The sequence below is a fragment of the Bacillus sp. AFS029533 genome (assembly GCF_002585125.1).
Taxonomy (GTDB): Bacteria; Bacillota; Bacilli; order Bacillales; family Bacillaceae_G; genus Gottfriedia; species Gottfriedia luciferensis_B.
Genome location: NZ_NUQC01000014.1, coordinates 30,905 through 46,811 on the forward strand (window position 1 = coordinate 30,905; position 15,907 = coordinate 46,811).

Consider the following 15,907-nt stretch of genomic DNA (forward strand, 5'->3'; position numbering starts at 1 on the left):
TCCTTTTACTCCCATAAATATGTAACAAATATTTTGGCATACTAATTTTACATTGATGATTAAAAGGTGGTATTTAATATGCGTAAATATTTAGTTTGTTTATTAACCTTATTTATATTAACAGGATGTTCATTCGGTCCAAGTCATTCGAGACAGTTCGATTATGAGGACGTAACATATAAAAATGAACATCGAACAAATCCAACACCTAAACAATTAAATACAAAGCCGATGGATTTAGGCGATGTAAATGCTAAAATGTCAAATAACTCTTACAAAGATTATGGCTTTTCTAGACTACAAAAGCAAGATGTTTTAGGTAAAGATGGCGATTATACATTAACGATTGATAAACAAGAAGTGTCAAAATTCATTTCTTATTTAGTTGTTAAGCTTCCTGATATAGACGATGCTGCTACACTAGTTACAGATCAAGAGGTATTGATTGCTTATCGATCAGATGGAGATAAATCATTAGCTAGAAAACAGGTTGAAAAAACTGCTCAATCTGCACTTCCTAGTTACTATCATATCTTTACTTCAAATTCGATACAAAATATTAATAATATTGAGGACCTAAATAAATATGGTCAGCTTAATGATGGACAATTAGAGCAACAAATTAAAGATTTAGCTGCAGGTTTTGATGTAGATAAGCAAAGCATGCATTTCGATCAGATTTCAAAATAATTATCAAAATAAAAGCACTAGCATAGGCTAGTGCTTTTTAATTATGCTTGTTTAGCAGCTTCTACTTGTTCGTCAGCATGGTATGATGAACGAACTAGAGGACCAGCCTCACAGTGTGAGAAACCTTTTCCTAAAGCAATTTCTTTTAGGGCAGCAAACTCGTCAGGAGTATAGTATTTTTTAACAGTTAAATGAGTTTTCGTTGGTTGTAAATATTGACCTAATGTAATGATATTTACACCTGCAGCACGTAAATCATCCATTGCTTCGTAAATTTGCTCATTTGTTTCACCTAAACCAAGCATGATGCTTGATTTTGTAGGAATGCTAGGGTTAATTTCTTTTGCTCTACGTAAAAATTCAAGTGATCTTTCATACGTAGCTCTTGCACGAACACGTGGAGTTAACTCTCTAACTGTTTCAATATTATGGTTCATAATATCTGGTTTTGCATCCATTAACATTTTAAGGTTTTCAAATTTCCCACCCATATCAGATGGTAAAACTTCAATTGTAGTAAATGGATTTGCTTTTCTAACTTCTCTAACAGTTTCTGCAAATACAGCTGCCCCACCGTCTCTTAAGTCATCACGAGCAACCGCTGTAATTACTACGTGTTTTAAGTTCATTTGTGTCACAGATTCAGCAACTCGAACTGGTTCTTGTAGATCAAGTTCAGTTGGTAAACCAGTTTTAACTGCACAAAAACGACATGCACGCGTACAAACTGCACCAAGGATCATAAATGTAGCTGTTTTTCTAACTGCCCAACATTCATGGATATTTGGACAACGAGCTTCTTCACAAACAGTGTGAAGATTTTTTGATCGCATCATTTTCTTTAATTCTGTGTAAGATTCATTTGTGTTTAATTTTATTTTTAGCCACTCGGGCTTTCTCAAATATTCTTCTTTTTTTGATGCCATTTGAAATTCCTCCAACGTTTATTCGTTTACGACATATTTCATTTTCTCTTCCAATAGTATATATATTACTACATTTTTCGCGGATATGAAAAACTTTCGTTTGATTATCCCTATTATCCCTATAATTTCCATTTATGAAAGTCGCTTCTTTAACCAAACTATATATGTAAATCAATTTAAAGGATGATGGTTTTGAAAAAAATAATTGTACTTTTTTGTATGGTGGTTATCTTCATAATGCCATCATTTACAAATGCAGAAGAAATTAATCAAGCTCAGCTTAATAAAGAACGAATGGCCTTATATAAAAAAGGTGAAACCCTGACTTTTATCCCTTGGTATTACTTTGCAGCTATAGATACTTATGAACGTAATGTACGGAGTGTAAGGAACGATATACCAAAACGCGAAAATGGGGTCCTTTCTATCTATATTAAACCAGAGGATTGGAGCGGCCTATCAAATCCAGTTAAGAAAGACACATACGCTCCTACTATCCATCTTTTTAGCGGTATTGGTTTAGATGGAAATAATGATGGAAAAGCTTCACTAGAAGATGATGAGGATATTCTATACACTTTCATTCATCGATTAAATTTTTATGGACCATCCAGGCAATATATTCGAATGATGCTATGGGATTACTACCAAAGAGCCATAACAGTTGATATTATCGATGAGTACGCTAGTTTGTATCAATATTACGGAAAATTAAATATAGAAGGTAATGCATTCCCATTACCAATTCGTAGTACACATAGTTATCGTAGTACATGGGGTGCACCTCGAAGCTTTGGTGGACGAAGAGTTCATGAAGGTACTGATATTTTTGCAAATTATGGTACTCCTGTAAGGTCTACATGCTATGGAGTTATTGAGACAAAAGGCTGGAATCGAATCGGAGGATGGAGAATCGGAATTCGAGACTTAAGTAATAATTATCATTACTACGCTCATCTAGGTGGCTTTAACAAAGACCTTCAAAGAGGGCAAGTAGTAGAGCCAGGAACACTTATTGGCTATGTTGGAAGTACTGGATATGGACCTCCAGGAACATCTGGAAAATTTCCTCCACATTTGCACTATGGTATTTACAAAGACAATGGTTATTCAGAGTGGTCTTTTGATCCTTATCCAAAATTACGTCTTTGGGAGCGTCAGGATAGAAGCAAATAAAGAAAACTGACCAAGGCGAGTTTTTGGGTAAATTGAAACCATTAATGAAAAAAAAGCAGACTAACTTATCGTAGTGTAATAAGTTTAGTCTGCTCTATTTTAAATTTATTTTTTTCCATTTGTTGTTGAAGGAGCTTGTTGAGTATTTGGAGTAAATGGAATATAATTTGGAACTTCCCCATCGATAATTTCAGTAGCAATTGGAACTTCTACCTTCACCTTTGTCGATTTTGTACTAAACGGGATAATTACATTCATATTTACTTCTACATTCATAATAATTTCGACTACAGAATTATCAAATCCAAAAGGCTTAACTTCTTGTGTAACATTAGCCACTGCATCACCGACTACAGAAAAGCGAACTGGTATAGTAGGTCCAATTTTCCCTAAAAGTACTGTATTTGTTACGACCCCAATCGGTACTTTTAAATATAGCCCCTCATGATCCGACTTCATTTTCTTCTTTTCGGCTTTTGATAAAGATAAAAATGATAGATCTCCATTTTCAACTCTACGTATATTTTCTTCAACATGCTGAGTAGTAGAACCAATTATTTTATTGATTAAATATGTATTAGTACTTATTATCGCCTTACCATTCTCATCAACATCCCGAATGATAATATCCTGCCCTTGCAGTTCCTTAGATGCCGATTCATACGCTTCATTGATAACTAAAGAAGCAATTCGTCTTGTTTGTTTCTCAGAATATTTTAAGATTGTAGGTGTGAAAATTTTATCAATTTCCCAGAAAGCATATAAGGAAAAAAATAATAGAACAATACAAATAACTACATATTTATTTGGAAATATATTACGAATTGTTTGTGTTATTTGAGTTGAATTCCTTTTAAATCCGCCAAAAGATTTTCTTTTTGAAACAAAAAGTTTATTTTTTGGAACACGTCTGTACTTAAATCTCTTCATTGTATCCATGCCCCCTTACTAATGGGTATGCATGTCAATGCCTGTTCATTCTTAATGGATTTGTACAATTAAAAATCAACTTTTTTTATTATTTGATTATACTCGATAATCTCTAATTTCAACTCATTATATAAATTCACTTCATAAGGATTGCTTAATTTTATTCCATTTTCTTCAATTATTAGCACAACTGGACGATCTGTAGCAGCATCATTTTGACTAAAAACGATTCCTTGTCTACCATCACTCAATTTTACGTGTAATCCCGTTGGATAAATGGTTAGTAGATCGCTAAATATGCTAATTAATTTAGCATCATATAATTTATCACTCTCATTAATTAATAATGTTAATCCTTCATGCGTGAGCATTGCTTGTCGATATACTCGATTTGAAGTAACAGCATCAAAAAAGTCTGCAATCCCAATAATCTTTGAGAAAAGATGTATTCCTTTACCAATTAAACCTTTTGGATAGCCGCTCCCATTGATCCTTTCATGATGCTGTAATGCACAGTCCGCAACAAGTGGATGAATAGAAGATACTTGTCGTAGCAGATCGTATCCAGCAATTGTATGTTGTTTAATGAATGCATATTCATCTTCAGTTAAACGGCCCCGTTTATTTAAAATCTTTTTGGGTATTGCCATCTTCCCAACATCATGTAAAAGTGCACCTAATCCAAGTAAATTAAGCTGGATTTTACTTAAATCTAATGCCGTTCCAATTCCTAAAGAATAAATAGCTACATTTAGAGAATGAGTAAAGAGATACTCATCATAATGTAATACGTCAATCAATAAAGATAAAACATCCTTCTGTTGCCATAATTCGTTTTGCAGTGATTTTATCGTTTCTTTAAGCCTAGATGAGTTCTTTTCTAAAGATAGCCCTCTTAAATAAAAATCTTCGCTAATTAATTTAACAAAAGCATCTTCTATTGTTTTTGTGATTTCAATGCGAAGTTCGTCTGAAATAATTGTCTTTCCCATTAAAGGTTCTGATGATTGAGCATGTACAAAAACAAATTGAATAGCTAATTTATGTATTCCATTAATCATCTCTTCTGTTAAAGGAATATTTGCATTAACAATCATTTTTCCATGCTCATTATAAATCGGTTTTCTTAAGATCGTACCTGGAACAAGTGTTGATGCTTCAACAACTCTCATTGTTATCTCCTTGAACAATTTTTTAATTAAATATATGGCTCTTCATAACAGTTAATACATTTTAAAATCAATTTTTAGGGCATCGTCTACACAAAAAGCCACTAAAAAAATTTAGTGGCTTTTTTTATATCATCTTTAATAATGCGTCTCTTCCAATCATACCTTTTTGAATACCTAACTTTTCTGCTTCAACAGTAATGGATTCTAAAGGCGCATTTAATAATTCTTCTATTGTTTTTACACCAACTGCTCGGCCTGCGATAATTTGACGATCGCGCAATCTTTCATTTAATAAAGCTACATCTAATGCTCCGCACATAATATATCCGTTATCATTCATAACGACCAATAACGTGGTTTTTGGAAGTAAAACTGTAACAGCATTAAATGTATGATTATCTATTTTAATTGGGCTTAAATTGATCAAGTTCAACGCTCCTTTCTCATTCTAAAATATGAGAAAAAAACAAAAGTGTAACCTGTCTAAACTTGATATATTTTATACATCTTTTAAAGCCGAAAATAACACATCACGAATAAACTCAGGCATAAAAAATCTTTTATGACTAGCATCTCGAATTGTAGGAATTAAATGACCAAACGTAAATAAATCCAAAGTTCCAATCTCATACATTCGATTTAAATCTAACATTTCACCATTAATAAGTAGATCCTCTTTTTTCAAATGCCTTTTCTTATCTTTATTAACAAAAGTGATTCCATCGTAAACCATTTTTCCAATTACTTTCCCTCTAAATCCAAAACCTTTCATCTTTAAATGAGTCAGCTCTTTATCTTCACAACGATTTAAAACATTTAATAATTCCTTACCAGACAAATTAACGACACAAGGATTAATAGGATGTGGGCAAATCCGATGAATGTCACCCTTAGTAACAAGGCCATTATTTAAACCTTCAAGTAAAATACCGGAATTTAGTATACTGATATCTGATTTAGTCCATTGGCGTAGTGCATTTGCTAATAATTTCAGTAATGGACTATCTTTAAACCAATTTACACCCATGTTACTCGGTAGTTGTGTTACTGGTTCATTTAAAATTCCTTTACTTAATCTCATTAAATTAGCCAACATCATTTTCGTCATTTCATCTTGATAATATGTTGGGACTGTATGTACTTCAGTAACTGAAGCTTCAGTATTGATAATACTTTTCGTCTCTTTATTTACAGTAATTAAAACCTCGCCTAAATAGTTACCGTGTTTACCTGTTCCACAAAGTAAAGTTTCACCAGCATACTCTCCATTTGGAAATAAATGATGAGTATGTGCGCCTAAGATAATATCGACTCCTGAAAATTGTTCAGCGATTCTCTGATCGTCTCTCATCCCTAAATGAGAAAGTATAATGACAATGTCTGATTGCGCTTTGACAATTGGCAATATGTTATTTAACATTTCAAACGGATCTTTTATACTCCATCCTAAAGTTTCATAAAACACAGGATAAGCGACTGTTAAACCAATTACTCCTAGCTTTACTCCATTTTTTTCATATATTTCAAAAGGCTTGCTGAAACTCTCGGTACCTTCATCTGAAATGTTTAAATTACCAACTAATACATCAAACTTTGCATCTTCGTAAAGGTTTAACAACTCACCTTTTGATAAGGTAATTCCTTCATTATTTCCTATTGTGATTGCATCAAACTTTGCATCATTTAAAAGTTCCACATTGCCTTTTCCTAAAGTGGCCTCCGAAATTGGATGAAAGCGATCAACGAAATCCCCAATATCAAAAGTAAGAGTAGCTTCACCTTTTCCTGTAGCTAATTCTCTTTTAGACTTCAACAAACCGACGATTGTTGGCCACGTTTCAAAGTGGCTATGAATGTCATTTGTATGGAACAACCGAATATTTATCGTTTGATTTGTTTCCATTGTTCCACCATCCTTTTTTAAATATTTTCTATAATTAATTTTATGCCATAAAATAACACAACTAACCTTAAAATTAATGCGATTGTTTCAGTTTTTAACTTTTGATTAATATATGCTCCAATTTTCCCACCAAACCATGCGCCAGGAATAAGTAGAAGAATGTAGTAGAAATTTACTTCTCCTAATACTATATATGAAATCGAGCTTCCAAGCGTCGTAAACATAACAACAAACATTGAAGTCGCAACAGCTAACTGAGGTGGAAAACCAAATAAAAACGCCATCATTGGTACTAACAATATTCCTCCACCAATTCCAAATAATCCTGAGATGATCCCGATACAAATAGACAATGAAATCGCCAAAGGAAGACTATAGCTATATGTGTATGCCTCGCCTTCTTCATTTGTATATGTTCGTATAACCCCTTTATGTACTTCCTTTGCTTTTTTATTTAATTTTGAAGAAACAAATAGAAAGACTGATATACAGATTAAAAATATACCAAAAAATAAAGTAAAACGCTCCGTATTTAAAAGCGAATTGATGTATGTACCTAGTAAGCTACCAGGAACACTCCCTATTAAAAATAAAATACCACTCTTATAATCGATTCGTTTTTGTTTATGGTACGAAAGGGTGGATGACAGTGAAGAAAACACAATTGTAATCAGTGAAGTTCCAACTGCAACATGAATTGGCACAGTCGAAAAAGCGGATAAAAAGTGATCAATATTAAGTAGCATTGGAACGATAATAATCCCTCCGCCTAAACCAATCAATGATCCGACTGTTCCTGCAGCAAGTCCTATACTGATGAGTATAAGAATTTGTAGAATGATATCCAACCTAAATTTCTCTCCTTTTTAATTACACTAAAAATCTATATTCTCCATGGTTTAAATAATAGTTTAACATAAAAAAACTCGGAATTCCCCGAGTATGAATAATCCTTTATTGTATTGCACTTTGGTGTTTATACATTATTTTTAATTGTTTTTTTAAGTACTTCGTTGATTTCCACACTATAATACCCGATAATTTGTGAATTAAACGCTAACTATTTCTTTAACACACTTAAATTTGCAATCCAAGGACCTACGTCAGTTTTGTATCGTTTTGCCATCACTCTTGCAATTTGAGTTATATGCGTAAGATCATGTACGACAAAAGTGGATAATAATTCTCTTAATTTTACTGTTCCAAGATCTGGGTGAATCCCTTCTAATTCTAAGTGTAATTCAGGGTCAACCAATGATTGTAGTTTTGTAATATTTTCTGCTCTTAAATTCTTGAATTCAAGTAATCTTTCTTCTATTGAGTTCTCATGTTTTTCATTTAAATGCGAAAAACGATCGAATGGTGGGAAATGGTTGTTTCCTTCTTTGTTAAGTATGCAGTTCAACCTTGGAATCCAATTTGTTTTTTCACACTCAATTAGGTGGTCGATTACTTCAGAAGCATTCCAGGTTCCTTCACCTTCATTACAGTTTAACCAAGATTCAGATAAACCCGATAAAAGAGACTCTAATGATTTTGGTGTTCTTTCTAAAACTTCAATCGCTTCTTTAAGGTTAAAATTCATAAAAAACCCTCCCACATATTAAATTCCACAAACATCTCTTTTCCTTCAAGTTAAATTTTACCACAAATAGATCTATCTTATTTTATAAAAACCTTTATTTATCTGAAAAATTAATGAGGTGTAATGTAGAAGGATTTTACTAAAACTAAAAAGCTGCTCTACTTATAGAAACAGAAATCATCTTTAAATATTTATTAAATTATCAAAACAACTGCGGATACTTATTAAATATTTCTAAATAAAAAAGACGAACTTCAAAAGTTCGCCTCCCCTAAAAACTCTATTAACCAATTGAACCTTCCATCTCGAATTTAATCAGACGGTTCATTTCAACTGCATATTCCATTGGTAATTCTTTTGTAAATGGCTCAATGAAGCCCATTACGATCATTTCTGTAGCTTCTTGCTCAGAAATACCACGGCTCATTAAGTAGAATAATTGCTCTTCAGATACTTTTGAAACTTTCGCTTCGTGCTCAAGAGAAATATTGTCGTTTAAGATTTCGTTGTATGGAATTGTATCAGAAGTTGATGCATTATCCATAATTAACGTATCACACTCGATATTTGAACGTGATCCAGCTGCTTTACGACCAAAGTGTACGATACCACGGTACGTTACTTTACCACCATGTTTAGAAATAGATTTCGAAACAATAGTAGAAGAAGTATTTGGAGCTAAGTGAATCATTTTAGCACCAGCATCTTGGTGTTGTCCTTTACCAGCAATTGCAATAGAAAGTGTAAGGCCACGAGCACCTTCACCTTTAAGGATAACTGCTGGGTATTTCATTGTTAATTTTGAACCAATGTTTCCATCGATCCATTCCATTGTTGCGTTCGCTTCACAAACAGCACGTTTCGTAACTAAGTTGAATACGTTATTCGCCCAGTTCTGAATTGTTGTATATCGGCAGTATGCATCCTTCTTAATGATGATTTCTACTACTGCAGAGTGAAGTGAGTTTGTTGTATATACAGGAGCTGTACAACCTTCAACGTAATGTACATGTGCACCTTCGTCAGCAATGATTAATGTACGTTCAAATTGACCCATATTTTCAGAGTTAATACGGAAATACGCTTGAAGTGGCGTATCAACTTTAACACCTTTTGGTACGTAGATGAATGATCCACCAGACCAAACAGCTGAGTTTAATGCAGCAAATTTGTTATCTGTAGGTGGAATTACTTTTCCAAAGTGCTCTTTGAAAATTTCTTCATGCTCACGTAAAGCTGTGTCTGTATCTGTAAATAAGATACCAAGATCAGTTAAGTCTTGTTTCATACTGTGGTAAACTACCTCAGACTCATACTGTGCAGATACACCAGCTAAATACTTTTGTTCTGCTTCAGGAATACCTAATTTATCAAAAGTATTTTTGATTTCCTCAGGTACTTCATCCCAAGACTTTTCTGTTTTCTCTGATGGTTTTACATAGTAAGTAATTTCATCAAAGCGTAAATCTGCTAAGTCTCCACCCCATTGAGGCATTGGCATATCATAGAAATGTTGTAAAGATTTTAAACGGAAATCTAACATCCATTGTGGTTCATTTTTCATACGTGAAATTTCTTCAACGATATCCTTTGTTAAACCACGCTCTGAACGGAAGATTGATACGTCACGGTCATGAAAACCATATTTATAATCACTAATATCCGGCAAATTAGTAGACATTATTCATACTCCCTTCTTATAGAAGAGGAGGATTAAAGCTCAGAGGATTATTCCTCTGATTTTAAGCCCTTCTCCATCGCTTTCCATGCAAGTGTTGCACATTTAATTCGTGCTGGAAACTTTGAAACACCTTGAAGTGCTTCAATATCATCTAAATCGATTGATTCATCGTATTCTTTTCCAAGCATCATATCTGAAAATATTTGAGCAAGCTGTAGGGCTTCCTCTATTTTTTTACCTTTAATTGCGTGAGTCATCATTGAAGCTGATGCCATTGAAATTGAACATCCCTCACCATCAAAACGAGCGTCTGATACAATTCCATCATCAACTTTTAAACGAAGTTCAATGCGATCACCACAAGTAGGGTTATTCATGTTTATTGTTACATCGTTTTCTGATATTGCCCCTACCCCTTTATTACGAGGGTTTTTATAATGGTCCATTATCACTCGACGATATAATGCATCTAGATCAATGTTTCGATTAATAGACATCGCTGAAATACTCCTTCGTTTTAACTAATCCTCTTACAAAAGCATCTACATCTTCTTTTGTATTATACAGATAAAAACTTGCACGAGCAGTAGCAGATACCTTTAACCATCTCATTAATGGCTGAGCACAATGATGGCCAGCTCGAACTGCAATTCCTTCCACATCTAATACAGTTGCAACATCATGTGGATGCACATCTTCCACATTAAATGTAACTAGTCCTGCACGATGCTTTGGACCATAGATTGTTACTCCTTCTACAGTAGATAACTGTTCAAGAGCATAATTCGCAATCTCATGTTCATGCTTTTCGATATTATCCATCCCAATCTCAGTTAAGAAATCAATAGCAGCGCCTAAACCAACTGCACCAGCAATGATTGGAGTTCCACCTTCAAATTTCCATGGTAGTTCTTTCCAAGTAGAATCTTGTAAGTCAACGAAATCAATCATTTCCCCACCAAATTCAATAGGTTCCATGTTTTCAAGAAGATGTTTTTTACCGTAAAGTACACCAATACCGGTAGGAGCACACATTTTATGACCAGAAAATGCGTAGAAATCGCAATCTAAGTCTTGCACATCAACCTTCATATGTGGAGTACTTTGCGCACCATCAACAAGCATGATTGCTCCATTTTGATGAGCAATTGCTGCAATCTCTTTAACAGGATTAATTGAACCAAGTACATTTGAAACGTACATAATCGCAACTATTTTTGTATTTGAGTTAATTGTAGCCTTTGCTTGCTCAACGCTGATTGAACCATCTTCTTCTAGTGGTATATATTTTAATGTTGCGCCAGTAGCTTTAGCAACCTGTTGCCAAGGAATAATGTTACTGTGATGTTCCATATAAGAAATCACAATTTCATCTCCAGCTTTTAAGTTCGTTCTTCCGTAGCTAGCAGCAACTGTATTAATTGCAGTAGTTGTACCTCTAGTAAAAATAATCTCTTCAATTGATGATGCATTAATAAATTTACGTACTTTATCACGAGCTCCCTCGTATGCATCAGTAGCTTTTGTTCCTAGAGTGTGTACACCTCTATGAACGTTAGAATTATATTCTTTATAGTAGTTAGCAACAGCTTCTATTACTTGAACAGGTTTTTGTGAAGTTGCAGCACTATCCAGATATACTAAAGGATGTCCATTTACTTCTTGATTTAATATCGGAAAGGCTTCACGGATTGCTTTAACATCCATTACTTAACCTTCCTCTCAATTACATCAACAAGCATTTTTTTAACTTCTTCAATTGGTAATTCCGAAACTACAGGTGCTAAGAATCCGTGAATAACTAAGCGCTCTGCTTCTTTCTTCGGAATACCGCGACTCATTAAGTAGTACAGCTGAGTTGGATCTACTTTACCAACAGAAGCAGCGTGACCTGCCATAACATCGTTTTCATCAATTAATAGAATTGGGTTCGCATCTCCACGAGCTTTTTCACTAAGCATTAATACACGTGAAGTTTGTTGTGCATTAGACTTAGAAGCGCCGTGTTCAATTTTCCCAATACCATTAAAGATTGAAGTAGCAGCATCTTTTGATACACCATGTTTTAAGATCCAACCTTCAGATCCTTTACCATAGTGAGTAATGTTTGTTGTAAAGTTTTGAGTTTGCTCCCCACGGCCTACAGTAACCATCTTCATGTCACCGAAAGAACCGTCGCCAATTAAGTTTGTAACATTTTCGAAAACTGAGTTTCCATCGTTCATTAGGCCAAGTGCCCACTCGATTTTGCTATCGCGACCAGCGTGACCACGACGAACAACATAAGCAGTAACACCTTTTGCTAAAGTATCAACAGCACCATAACGAACTTTTGCATTATCTAATGTAATTACTTCTGTAATAACGTTAACAACAGCCGCATCTAAATCAGCAGATGTAGAAACATAGTTTTCAACATAAGTAACTTCACTATTTGAATCTGCAACAACAAGAACGTGGTTATATGCAGGTACGTTTTCACCATCAACAACAAAAATAGATTGGATTGGTTTTTCTAATACAACATTTTTAGGAATGTATAAGAAAGCTCCACCATTTACTAATGCTGCATGTAAAGCGATTAATTTATTTTCATCGACTTTTACAGCCTCTGTCATAAAATATTTTTTCACAAGATCTTCGTGATCTTTAATCGCTGTGTGTAAATCTACGAATACTACACCTTTTTCTTTTGCTTCAGAAGAAAGAGAGTGATATACAGCAGAACCATTATATTGTACATAAACTGATTGATCAGTGTCTTCATTCATTAAAGATGTTACTGATTCTGGTAATTGATCTTTTGTAGGAACATTTCCAGCTGTAACATTAAATTCTTTTCCAAAGAAATCCCATTTAGAGATATTTGTTTTATCTGGCTTTGGAAGAGAAAGTGATTCAGCTTTTGCTAGTGCATTTAAACGGAACTCTGTGAAATATGCAGGTTCATTTAGCAATGCAGAAAGCTGCTTAACTGTTTCTTGACTAAATGGAATTGTAGTACCAGTTGTCATGAGAATCCCTCCTATCCGATTAAGCTTCTTGCCCAACAGTCTCGTCTTCGATACCTAACTCTTGTTTAATCCAGTCATATCCTTCAGCTTCTAAACGAGCAGCTAATTCAGGTCCACCTGATTTTACAATACGACCTTGCATCATTACGTGAACGAAGTCAGGAGTGATGTAGTTTAATAAGCGTTGGTAGTGAGTGATGATTAAGCAACCAAACTCTTCTCCACGCATTTCGTTAACACCTTTAGAAACTACTTTTAATGCATCGATATCTAAACCTGAGTCAATTTCATCAAGAATAGCAATTTTAGGTTGGATCATCATCATTTGAAGAATCTCATTACGTTTTTTCTCTCCGCCTGAGAAACCTTCATTTAAATAACGTTGAGCCATTTCTGGATCCATTTCTAAGAATTCCATGTTTTTATCTAATGTACGGATAAATTTCATTAATGAAATTTCATCGCCTTCTTCGCGACGTGCATTCACTGCAGAACGTAAGAAATCTGCGTTTGTTACACCACTAATTTCACTTGGGTATTGCATAGCAAGGAAAAGACCAGCTTGAGCGCGCTCATCAACTTCCATTTCTAAAACATCGTTGCCATCAAGCTCGATGCTACCACCAATTACTTCATATTTTGGATGACCCATAATAGCAGAAGATAAAGTTGATTTACCTGTACCATTTGGTCCCATGATTGCGTGAATTTCTCCACCTTTTACTTCAAGGTTTACACCTTTTAAAATTTGCTTTCCTTCAATTGCTACTTGAAGGTCTTTTATTTTTAATGTAGAAGCTCCCATTTTACACCCTCCATAATATTACATAAAAATTCTATAAAATAGAAAATGGCTATTTTAAGTTCATTCTCATTTTATTCTCATTCTAATCTTAAAGCAATTAAAAAGTATTTTCAAGCTGTGCACTATTTTACCAAAAAAGTTTTATTACGTGTAACATTTTTTCGCAAAAAAAGAATAAATAGAGATACTATATATATAGGAAATAAAAAATCTAATATCACAACTAAAAAAGAGGGAAAAATATGTCTAAAACAACTAAGCTTTCACCAGATCAACAAAAATTTGCGATTAATCAACTACAAACGTATTTCTTACAAGAAAGAGACGAAGAATTAAGTGAATTAAGTTCAATGTTGCTAATAGACTTTATATCACAAAAACTTGGACCTATGTTTTATAATAAGGGAATTGAAGACTCACAAAGATTTATGTCCGAACGAGTTGAAGATCTTTATGCCTTATTGTTAAAAGAACAGATTGAAGATTAAACTTCTTTGCTTTTAGTTTTTAACGACCTTTAGCACTCACTTTAGTAATCGTACATACTCAATTTTAGATTATTCAATATTTATATAGTTGTTCAACTTATTCTTATATTGTTAAAACAAATGAATGTTTTCATTCAGACTCTACCATTATTTACGAAAGTGTTTTATTTCATTAATCAAATTTATTAAATAAATAAAGAAAAGAACCTTATTTATAATGAAGGTTCTTTTTTTGCGTTGTTGAAAAACAATCTTGTTAATTATTAACCAAGTTTTCGTAAAGGAGCCCACGTGGTTGATTTCCACTACAGGATGCTCGCTTTCCATGGGNNCATAGGAGTCGAGCACCCCTCCGTTCCAATCAACTTATTCATCAAAAAAAGTTAATGTTCAAAAGCTAATTCAATATCCTTTACTTAGAGTAAAATAAAAGTTTTTTAATCAGTCTGTAAGTCAATTAAGTTCGAATACCATTTGAAATAATTTATCTAATTTCGTTAAAATTTCAACTTCTGAAAAACAATTAATATAATTGATTGGTATATTAAAATCGTAAAATCATTAATAGATCATCAAACAGTATTTAAGCATCAATAATGTTCTTTTTAATGTTTCCCTATAGACCGCTTAACATTTCAACACTCTGAAGAAAAAAGGTTTTGATCAATTAAATAAATTTACTTCCTTAACTATTTCAAAAACATTTTCCTATATATTCTAAAAATCGGTTTTATTATTGATAAACTTGCACTGGTATAAAGACTTCGGGCATGCCAGCAGCATATGCGGCTACTTCATATTCTTTAAAGATTAATTTTATTCCTGCGTGGTCAAATGCCCATAGTCGATTTTTGTCACTTAAGTCAATTTCGTTAGGAGATTTTATTAATACATATCCTTTATATTTCTTTTGTAATTGCTGATAAGCATATTCTTGTACGGATTTTGTATTTTCGTTTATTAACTTAGATAGTGGAACGATATCACCTGTTTTTACGTCAAAATTAAATGTAGTACCCATTGTCATTCCGTGTGCCCCACCTGTATATGAATACTCATTATAAATAACACTCAATTTATCAAGATTATTGTATAGTACCTTATAAGTAAATACATATTCATAAGGTCTCCACTGCCCTTGGCTAGCATCCCATTTTGACTTAGCTTCTTTCTCATCTTCTAATAGCTTCAAACGATTACTATTCGCTACATCAGCACCTTGTTTTAAGATACTGTTGATCTTTTGTTGTGCAGTTGAATTAGATGCTCCACTTATTTGTGGATACTTAATCGGCGCATCATTTAGTTTTTGTTCAGTAATTTTAATATGTCTCGTTAATGAGTTTTCATTGATCCCGGCTTTCGTTTCCGCACTAACAAATTTAATAGAGCCCAAATTAATACTACTAGTCATTATCATTAATAAGAAATAATATAGAAACTTTTTCACTAGACTCCTCCTATTTTCTTTATCAAAAAATAGTATGAGTATCTTTTAAATTATTTATGAAATATTTTATAAGAGTCTAGATTCTTA

General features: G+C 33.4%; 16 protein-coding genes. 3 read left to right on the plus strand and 13 right to left on the minus strand.

From position 1 onward, the window contains the following. The first annotated feature begins 78 nt into the window (after nt 1–78). Complete coding sequence (locus COE53_RS07405; protein WP_091023535.1) at nt 79–690, plus strand: YhcN/YlaJ family sporulation lipoprotein; 612 nt, start codon at nt 79–81, stop codon at nt 688–690. Between the two features lie 41 nt (nt 691–731). Here the strand turns inward: COE53_RS07405 and lipA are convergent, their stop codons facing one another. After that, nucleotides 732–1,616, minus strand: a complete 885-nt coding sequence (gene lipA, locus COE53_RS07410) for a lipoyl synthase (RefSeq protein ID WP_069034823.1) — start codon at nt 1,614–1,616, stop codon at nt 732–734. A gap of 186 nt (nt 1,617–1,802) precedes the next feature. Here lipA and COE53_RS07415 point away from each other — a divergent pair, with 186 nt between their 5' ends. Then, the gene (locus tag COE53_RS07415) at nt 1,803–2,792 is read left to right on the plus strand and encodes a M23 family metallopeptidase (protein ID WP_091023533.1); all 990 of its coding nucleotides are present in this window, start codon (nt 1,803–1,805) and stop codon (nt 2,790–2,792) included. A gap of 105 nt (nt 2,793–2,897) precedes the next feature. Here the strand turns inward: COE53_RS07415 and yunB are convergent, their stop codons facing one another. The 11 genes from yunB to sufC form a co-directional block, all read right to left on the minus strand. Beyond that, a complete protein-coding gene (gene yunB / locus COE53_RS07420; RefSeq protein ID WP_175495625.1) occupies nt 2,898–3,722 on the minus strand; it encodes a sporulation protein YunB in 825 nt (274 codons plus the stop codon). 68 nt (nt 3,723–3,790) lie between these two features. Beyond that, nucleotides 3,791–4,894, minus strand: a complete 1,104-nt coding sequence (locus COE53_RS07425; RefSeq protein WP_098947629.1) for an HD-GYP domain-containing protein — start codon at nt 4,892–4,894, stop codon at nt 3,791–3,793. A 124-nt stretch (nt 4,895–5,018) separates the two neighbouring features. Continuing rightward, the gene (locus COE53_RS07430) at nt 5,019–5,321 is read right to left on the minus strand and encodes a YunC family protein (protein ID WP_069034827.1); all 303 of its coding nucleotides are present in this window, start codon (nt 5,319–5,321) and stop codon (nt 5,019–5,021) included. A 72-nt stretch (nt 5,322–5,393) separates the two neighbouring features. Then, entirely contained in the window at nt 5,394–6,797 is a 1,404-nt protein-coding gene (locus COE53_RS07435) for a bifunctional metallophosphatase/5'-nucleotidase (protein WP_091023527.1), read from the minus strand. Between the two features lie 17 nt (nt 6,798–6,814). Then, the gene (locus COE53_RS07440) at nt 6,815–7,636 is read right to left on the minus strand and encodes a sulfite exporter TauE/SafE family protein (RefSeq protein WP_098947658.1); all 822 of its coding nucleotides are present in this window, start codon (nt 7,634–7,636) and stop codon (nt 6,815–6,817) included. A gap of 221 nt (nt 7,637–7,857) precedes the next feature. Then, complete coding sequence (locus COE53_RS07445; RefSeq protein ID WP_069034829.1) at nt 7,858–8,382, minus strand: DinB family protein; 525 nt, start codon at nt 8,380–8,382, stop codon at nt 7,858–7,860. Nucleotides 8,383–8,665: 283 nt separating this feature from the next. Beyond that, on the minus strand, nt 8,666–10,063 hold the full coding sequence (sufB, locus tag COE53_RS07450; RefSeq protein WP_025671514.1) for a Fe-S cluster assembly protein SufB: 1,398 nt from the start codon (nt 10,061–10,063) through the stop codon (nt 8,666–8,668). A gap of 47 nt (nt 10,064–10,110) precedes the next feature. Next, nucleotides 10,111–10,560, minus strand: coding sequence for a Fe-S cluster assembly sulfur transfer protein SufU (gene sufU / locus COE53_RS07455; RefSeq protein WP_025671513.1), 450 nt, complete (start codon nt 10,558–10,560; stop codon nt 10,111–10,113). Continuing rightward, entirely contained in the window at nt 10,550–11,770 is a 1,221-nt protein-coding gene (locus tag COE53_RS07460) for a cysteine desulfurase (RefSeq protein WP_091023525.1), read from the minus strand. Before COE53_RS07460 ends, sufU begins: the two co-directional genes overlap by 11 nt. After that, a complete protein-coding gene (gene sufD, locus COE53_RS07465; RefSeq protein WP_091023522.1) occupies nt 11,770–13,077 on the minus strand; it encodes a Fe-S cluster assembly protein SufD in 1,308 nt (435 codons plus the stop codon). Before sufD ends, COE53_RS07460 begins: the two co-directional genes overlap by 1 nt. Nucleotides 13,078–13,096: 19 nt before the next feature. Beyond that, a complete protein-coding gene (gene sufC / locus COE53_RS07470) occupies nt 13,097–13,882 on the minus strand; it encodes a Fe-S cluster assembly ATPase SufC (protein ID WP_091023520.1) in 786 nt (261 codons plus the stop codon). Nucleotides 13,883–14,124: 242 nt separating this feature from the next. On the opposite strand from sufC, the gene COE53_RS07475 reads away from it, so the two are divergent. Next, nucleotides 14,125–14,370 (plus strand): DUF2164 domain-containing protein, encoded by a 246-nt coding sequence (locus COE53_RS07475; RefSeq protein WP_069034833.1) that lies wholly within the window; start codon nt 14,125–14,127, stop codon nt 14,368–14,370. Between the two features lie 733 nt (nt 14,371–15,103). Here COE53_RS07475 and COE53_RS07480 read toward each other — a convergent pair. Beyond that, nucleotides 15,104–15,820, minus strand: a complete 717-nt coding sequence (locus COE53_RS07480) for a DUF3298 and DUF4163 domain-containing protein (RefSeq protein ID WP_091023516.1) — start codon at nt 15,818–15,820, stop codon at nt 15,104–15,106. Nucleotides 15,821–15,907: the final 87 nt, after the last annotated feature.